The organism is Micromonospora sp. NPDC057141, from assembly GCF_042670805.1.
GTDB lineage: Bacteria > Actinomycetota > Actinomycetes > Mycobacteriales > Micromonosporaceae > Micromonospora.
The window spans coordinates 13,623-21,178 of the sequence record NZ_JBHUVA010000042.1; the positions used below are offsets into that span (position 1 = coordinate 13,623).

Consider the following 7,556-nt stretch of genomic DNA (forward strand, 5'->3'; position numbering starts at 1 on the left):
CCTGTGGGTAGATGAGCCACCCCTAAACGTCGTTCCCACCCAGGTCGGGCCGGGCTGTCGCCCGGCCCGACGTACGCGTCAGGGGGTGGCGAGGTCGAAGCGCCGGACGGTGACCGCGCCGCCGAGCGCCTGGGTGGCGTAGTTGAAGATCCCGAACCGGTTGCCCATGAAGAACTGCCAGTCGTTGTTCAACGTGAACGCCGGCCCGAGGGCGGTGAAGTTCACCCCGTCGGTGCTGTACGAGAAGCGGGCCTGTCGCCCGGATCCGGGCCGGATGTCGGCGTTGGCCCGCAGCCAGATCCGGCCGCCCGAGATGTTGGCACTCGCCGCCTCGGTGCCGGTGCCGATGGTGTTCCAGCTGCCGGTGCTCATGGTGAGGCCGTTGGTCATAACCACCCTGGTCGTGCCGTTGTCGCGCTTGACGCCGATCCATGCCGACGAGTCGCGCAGTATGGCGAGGCCGGCCCGGTCGCCGTTGGCCATGGTCGAGTAGTCGAGTTCGATCGTCCCGGTGGAGCTGGGGCCCTGGATACGGTGGGTGACGGTGTTGCGGGCGTTGTAGAGGTCGTTGGTCACCGTGGCGGTCTGCAACCGCAGCCCGTTGTTGACGCTGTACTTGCTGGTGTCGGGGTTGTGGTTCCACTCCCACCGGTGCCCGAGGGTGGGGCCGGTGAAGGTGTCCGGGCCCGTCATCGGCTGCACCGTCTTCGACGTGGTGATGTTCGGCTTCGGGTAGTTGACCCCCCACTGGCCGTTGACGGTCTGCAGGACCGGCCACCCGTCGGCGCTCCAGGTGATGGGTGCCAGGGTCGGCATCCGGCCGCCCGGGTACGCGTCGGTGAACGCCATGTAGTACCAGTCGCCGTTCTGGGTCTGCACCAGACCGCCCTGGTGCGGCACGCCGCCGCCGGAGATCGGGCCGGGCAGGTTCAGCAGCACCTCACGCATTTCGTACGGCCCGAACGGCGAGCTGGACTTCAGCACGTACTGGCCGTTGGCAGGGCGGGTCAGCCAGATGTAGTAGCTGCCGTTGCGCTTGTAGAAGCGTGCGCCCTCCAGCGTGCCGATGTTGGACGGCGTGGAGAAGACCTGCTGCGAGCGGACCTGGGACAGCCCGTCCGCCGACAGCTGCGCGACGCTGATGTTGCCGTTGCCGTACGCCACGTACATGGTGTCGTTGTCGTCGATCAGCAGGCCCGCGTCGTAGTAGCAGTTGTTGAGCTGGGCGCGCTTCTGCCAGTTGCCGTCGACGGCCGACGACGTGTAGATGTACGTGCGGTTGAACTCGACGCAGCCGATCCAGTAGTAGGTGCTGTTGCTGGGGCGGTAGTTGAACGCCGACGCCCAGATCCCCTTGACGTAGGCCCGCCCGCCACTGAGGTTGTAGGCGTTGGACCCGAAGTCGAGGTTCGGCACCGAGTGGCCGGCGTACTCCCAGTTCACCAGGTCGTAGGAGCGCAGGATCGGCGCGCCCGGCGAGTAGTGCATGGTCGAGGCCGAGTAGTAGTAGGCGTCGCCGACGCGGATGATGTCGCCGTCGGCGAAGTCCTGCCACACCACCGGGTTCGTGAACTGGCCGCCGGGGGCCGGCGGCGTGGTGGGGGTGGTGCCGCCGATGGGCACGAGCTGCCACTGCTGGTTGTTGCCGCCCCAGTCGCTGTACTGCACGATGTTGCCGCCGTCGGCCGTGGATGCGTTCTGCACCTCGACGGCCTTGTTGCTGTTGCGGTTGATCAGGCGCACGTAGCCGCCGGCCGAGTCGGCCAACCGGAACTGCTGGTTGGTCCCGTTGCCGTCGCTCCACTGCACGATGGCCGCACCGTCAGCGGTCGAGAAGTTGGCGACGTCCAGCACTTTGCCGGAGTGCCGCGACCGCAGCCGGTAGTAGCCGCCGCCGGAGTCCACGAACTGCCACTGCTGCCACGCCCCGTCGTTGCGCGCCCACTGCGTGATCCGCGCCCCGTCGTTCGTGGCCTGGTTGTACACGTCCAGCGCCTTGCCGCTGTTGCGGTTGACCAGCACGTACCACGCGTTGGTGTCCACCGTCGCGGCGGACGCGGCCGGCGCTGCCGCCATGACCACGACGCCGCTCGCCAACGCCGTCACCAGCGACACCACCGCCACCAGCCACCGCCGGCGACGGGGCGGTGTCGGGGACGCCATCTTGACCGGTCGGGGAGACGCGAGCCAACTCATCGGCCAGCTCCTGTTCCTGTGCGAAATGTGAGCGCTAACATCACGGCGCAAGGGGCGGCACGACGCACGAATCCTGATCGTCTCCGGCGGCAGCCATCGAAGAATGGCGATGTTACTGGATTGTTTCGCGGCGTTCAAGGGCTCAGGAGCGTCCGATCAGGACGCGGCTGCTGGCCGCCGCCCGCGCCGGCTAGCAGCCGATCAGGCCCTCCCGACGACGGTTCGGACGGCCCACCCGTTCGGCCACGCGCCGCGACTGAACGGACGAAAGGGCAGGCCCGACCCCAGCGCCCCTGGGCCCACCCCGGACAGGACGACGCCAGCCAACCCCATCGGCCTCGTTGAGCCCGCAGAGCTTCGGCAAGATGGAGATACGACCGGCCTGCCAGCTTCGGGACAGCCGCTCCCCGATGCCATGACAGAAATTTCCGAATGGGCCGAAAAGCAGGAATCGACGATCCGCGACGATCCGCACGGGGACCGCCCGATTGACAGGCAGGCACCCGACCAACAGGGCGGACAATCTGTTGTCCTTTACCCGACAACACGTCTTGCCTCCCGCAGTCCACCGCTACGCTAATGCCCCCCGAACCGGGAGGGAGCATTTCCAATGACAGATATCGGCGTCCTCCAGTGACAGGGACTGGCGCCTTCCAGACACGATTTGATCTCGTCAAAAGGAACATCGAGCAGGTGATCCACGGCAAGTCCGACGTGATCTCGATGGCCCTGGTATGTCTGTTCGCCGAAGGGCACCTGTTGATCGAGGATGTTCCCGGGCTCGCCAAGACGTCACTGGCAAAGGCGATCGCCAAATCGGTCGGCGGGGACTTCAAGCGGGTCCAGTTCACCCCTGACCTGCTGCCCTCCGACCTGATCGGCGGGCAGATCCTCAACCGAAACACCGAGGCGTTCTCCTTCCATCGAGGGCCGGTCTTCTGCAACGTCCTGCTCGGGGACGAGATCAATCGGGCCTCACCGAAGACCCAGTCCGCGTTGTTGCAAGTCATGGCCGAACGAGTGGTCACCGTTGGGCTGAAAGACCATCCCGTCGGTCGTCCCTTCATCTGTCTGGCGACCCAGAACCCGCTTGACCACCATGGCACCTATCCCCTGTCCGAGGGTTTGCTCGACCGGTTCATGATGCGGCTTCCGATGGGCTACCCGGATGAGCAGGCCGAGCAGACGATGCTGATACAGACTCTGACCGACCAGACACCCGACGGACTGAAGCCGGTTCTGGCCATCGCCGAGGTCAAGGAGATGCTGACGGCGGCCCGCACGGTCGAGGTGAACGGCGAGCTGCGCAATTATCTGGTCCGGATCATCCACGCGACCCGACAGCTCCAACGCACGAGGCCGGAGGCGGTCCGGCTGGGGATCAGCCCACGCGGCACCAGCGCGCTCGGCCTGGCCGCCCGGGTACACGCGGCGTCCCACGGCCAGCGGTACGTCACACCGGACGACGTCCAGGCCGTGGCCGTTTACACACTCGGCCACCGGCTGCTGCTGACCCCCGAGGCGGAGGCGGCGGGCACAAGGACGGAAGAACTTCTGGCGGAGATACTCGCGAACGTGGCCGTCTCGGGGATGTTGTGACCGGCCGGCGCTGCGGGCGGCCCCAGCTCACCCCAACCGGCTGGTGGGTGCTCACCACCTCGGCGGTACTGGCGCCGGTCGGTGTCGCGGCAGACCAACCGGAGCTGCTCACGATCGGCCTGTCCGGGGCGCTCGCCTTCGGTCTCGGGCTGTTCTGGGCGGTAGTCCCGCCGGTGGTGCACGCCGAGCGACGGATCGAACCCCGACGGCTCCCCGAGGGCAGCGCCACGCGCTGCCGGATCACCGTGTCGAACCCGGGCCGCCGCCGGAGCCGGCCGGCGGAGGTGGTAGACCAGGAGACCTCGTCGTCTTTCGGGATTCCAGGGATCCCGGCCGGTGGACGTCATGAGGTCGGCCCGCACGAGATCGTCTTCGATCGCCGGGGCAGACATGATCTCACGCCGCCGCTCGTCGCCCGGTCGGATCCCCTCGGGCTGCTGCGTCAGGCAGCGGCGTACGGACAACCGACCGTGGTGAGTGTGTATCCACGGGCACACTCCGTGCTCGTACCAGGTGTGGACCATAGGACCGAGGCCTCGCGCCGGGCATCGCAGGCATGGGAGATCGCGGACGCCACGTCCTTCCACGCCCTGAGGCCGTACGAGCCCGGCGACGACTATCGCCAGATCCACTGGATGTCGTCCGCCCGGGTCGACGATCTGCTGGTCCGCGAGGAGCGTGCCCTGCCGCAGCGGCCGGGCTGCGTGGTCGTGCTCGACGCCGGGGCGCACCGCTACCAGCAGGATCTCTTCGACGAGGCGGTTCGGGTCGCGGCCTCCATCTGCATATCCGCCATCCGCTCCGGTGTCCTGGTCACCTTACGGACCCAGGCCCGCCCCGGCACCCTCGACGCCGATGCCGGCAGTGGCGCTGGCGGTGCCGACACCAGCACCGCCGAGAGCGCTCCGGCCGTCGCGACGACGGAGACGGCCATACTCGACCTCCTCACCATGGTCACGACCAGCACGGAGAGACGGGAACTGGCGGCTATCCTGCCCCCGGTGCCGTCCGGCCCGGCACCGGCTCTGATCGTGGTTACTGGACGGGTCGGGGCCGGCGAGCTGAGGGCGCTGGCCCAGGAGGCCAGAAGCTGGGCGGCGGTACACGTCGTGACGGTCGACGCCGGGGAAGCCTCGCGACCTCTGCCGCCGCCGGCCTCGGGACGCCGCCCCGGGCTCCGTCCTTCGAGCGAGGGCCGCGAAGGATCCGGCCCGGTCTCCGTCGTCCGGGTCGGCGGCAGCGCGGACTTCGCGCGACAGTGGCGGCGACGGTGAGCCCGCGCGGCGGGCAGGCAGTGGCCGTACCGCTCGGCCTCCTGGCGACGGTGGCCGGCGGGTTGCTCTACCGGGGCTTCTTCACGGGGCCCGCATACCTGGTCCCGCTGTTGGTCGCCATTCTGGCCGGTCTGCTGTTCGGGCTGGTCGTCGGCCAACTCCGGTCGGCGACCGCCGTCCTCCTGGGCGGTTGCGGGCTCGGCTCGCTCCTGGCCGCCTACCTGGCGTTCCCCGGGACGCTGTGGCACGGGCTGCCGGGACCGGAAACGGGCGCCGCCGTCCTCGCCGGCGTCACCGGCGGCTGGGCCCGGATGCTGTCGACGCAGATCCCGGCGGAGGCGACCGGGGACCTGCTCGTCGCACCCATACTGACGAGCCTCGGCGCGGCGGCCGGCACGGCCCTCCTGTCGCTGCGTACCCGCTCGGCGGTGGCGCCGGTCGTCCCGCCCCTGGTCGCGTTCGTCGTGGCGCTGGTGCTCTCCGGCCCCGCCGTCGTCAACTCGCTGCCGGCCACGACGCTGTTCGTCACAGCGGTGGCCGGGATGTTGGCGGCACGCCGACCCGGTTTGCCCGGCAGCGACCGGACGGCTGGCCGCCGTAGCGCGCTCCGGCTCTCGGCCGTCGCGGCCGTCGCGGCCGTGGCCGCCGCTGGACTGTCCTTCGGGCCGGTGCGGATGCTGGCACCCGGGGTGGCCAGGACCGATGCCGGCCGCCTGCTCCGACCGCCGATCCAGGTCGCCCCGGTGGTCGACCCGCTGTCGACCGTGCGAACCATGATCCGACAGACCCCGCCCCAGCCGCTGTTCTCGTTGGACGTCCTCGCCGGGTCACCGTCGATCGTCGGCGACCGGGCCCGGCTGATAGCGCTCGACCGGTACGACGGGGTGCTGTGGAGCACCGGCACCCGGCATCTCCCCGTCGGCCGCGCCCCGGTCGCCGGCACCGCCCGAACCGACGCGGACGAAGTGCGGTTCCGGGTCACCCTGGACGAACTCACCGGGCCCTTCCTACCGGTGGTCGGCCGGCCGCGCCGGGTCGTCGCGGAGACCCCGGGTGCGTACCGGTTCGGGGCCGGCGACGGATCGGGCACGCTCGTCACCGACGCGACCGGGCCGATCAAACTCGGCTACGTCGTCACCAGCGACGTACGGACGCCGGATGCCGGATTCGACACGGCGGTACCTGGCGGCCTGGCGGATCCGCACCTGCGTGAGCTGCCTGGCGAGCCGCCCCGCGTGCTCACGGAGCGGTTGTCCCGCCTCACCGCTTCGGTCGACCGGCCGGTCGCCAGGCTGCGGGCCATCGAAAGCTACCTACGGTCGTCGCCGTACGACGTGAACGCCCCGCCGGGACACTCGTACGCGGCGCTCGAGCGGGTGCACAGCGGCAACGGCGCCGGCCACGCGGAGCAACGCGCCAGCGCATTCGCAGTCATGGCCCGGATGCTCGGATACCCGGCGCGGGTAGTGGTCGGCTTCCGCCTGCTGCCCGGAGACCCGGGACGGCATCGGATCACCACGCGGGAGGCCCATGCCTGGCCGGAGGTCCACTTCGACCGGTACGGCTGGATACCGTTCGAGCCGACCGGATCCAACCGTGCCGTACCGGACCACGACGGGGGTGTCGTCCCGATCCCGCCAGTGACGCCGGCGGCCACACCCGAGCCGAGCCCGAGCCCTTCGGCGATCCCCGCGCCCTCGCCGGACGTCGCTCTCGCGTGGGTCGGCTCCGTCGGGCGCACCGACGCGGTGCCGGCACTCGCGGCAACAGGTCTGCTCGTCGTGCTCGCGTTGCTGCCGGTGCCGGTGGCCCGGACGCTCCGGCGACGGCGACGCCGCCACCGGGGGACGCCCGACGCGCGGGTGACCGGCGCGTGGGCCGAGGTGTTGGACCAGCTCCGGGACCGCCGGGTCCAGCTGACGCCCGGCATGACGCCGGTCGGGATCGCCCGAAGGGCGGCGCGGGACGAATCGCTGCCCGCCGGATCGCGGGGAGCACCGGAACTGATGCGGTTGGCCGAGGCGGTCACCGCGGCGGTCTTCGCTGCGGACCGCCCGGACGAGTCTGCGGTCCGGACCGCCTGGGAACGTGAGCGGCGTGTCCGCCGCTGGCTGCGGTACCCGCCGATGTCGTACCGGCGTTACCTGGCCTGGTTCGACCCCCGCGTGCTCCTGCCGCGCAGGCTCTCGCACCGCCCGGGGTCACGCCATAGCGGACCGGTGCCACCCGTTGCCGGCCCGGCGACGCGCCCGAAGGCGGTGGCCCGGTGACGAGGATCTGCCTGTCCCGGTCACTGGCCGGCCGGCTCGATGGACTCCGACGGCGCTGGCGATCCGTGCCCGCAGTGCTGATCGCGACCGTACTGCCGATCGGCATCGCTGTCGTGGGGGGGCCCCCGGGGGCCCCCCCCCCCCCCCCGCGCCGGCGGGGACGCAGGCGCCGGGGTGGCGCGCCGGCGGCTGGGGCGGTGCCCCACCATGAGGGCGT

4 protein-coding genes are annotated in these 7,556 nt (G+C 70.4%); 3 read left to right on the forward strand and 1 reads right to left on the reverse strand.

Features of this window, described 5'->3' with window-relative positions:
- Positions 1–78 precede the first annotated feature (78 nt).
- Positions 79–2,163 (reverse strand): family 43 glycosylhydrolase, encoded by a 2,085-nt coding sequence (locus ACFT41_RS20455; RefSeq protein WP_377587600.1) that lies wholly within the window; start codon positions 2,161–2,163, stop codon positions 79–81.
- A gap of 612 nt (positions 2,164–2,775) precedes the next feature.
- On the opposite strand from ACFT41_RS20455, the gene ACFT41_RS20460 reads away from it, so the two are divergent.
- From ACFT41_RS20460 to ACFT41_RS20470, 3 genes are read left to right on the forward strand one after another with little or no spacing between them, the layout of a single operon-like run.
- A complete protein-coding gene (locus ACFT41_RS20460) occupies positions 2,776–3,795 on the forward strand; it encodes an AAA family ATPase (protein WP_377587568.1) in 1,020 nt (339 codons plus the stop codon).
- Positions 3,792–5,069, forward strand: coding sequence for a DUF58 domain-containing protein (locus tag ACFT41_RS20465; RefSeq protein ID WP_377587569.1), 1,278 nt, complete (start codon positions 3,792–3,794; stop codon positions 5,067–5,069). The genes ACFT41_RS20460 and ACFT41_RS20465 overlap by 4 nt, the downstream gene beginning before the upstream one ends.
- A complete protein-coding gene (locus ACFT41_RS20470; RefSeq protein ID WP_377587570.1) occupies positions 5,066–7,339 on the forward strand; it encodes a transglutaminaseTgpA domain-containing protein in 2,274 nt (757 codons plus the stop codon). The genes ACFT41_RS20465 and ACFT41_RS20470 overlap by 4 nt, the downstream gene beginning before the upstream one ends.
- Positions 7,340–7,556: the final 217 nt, after the last annotated feature.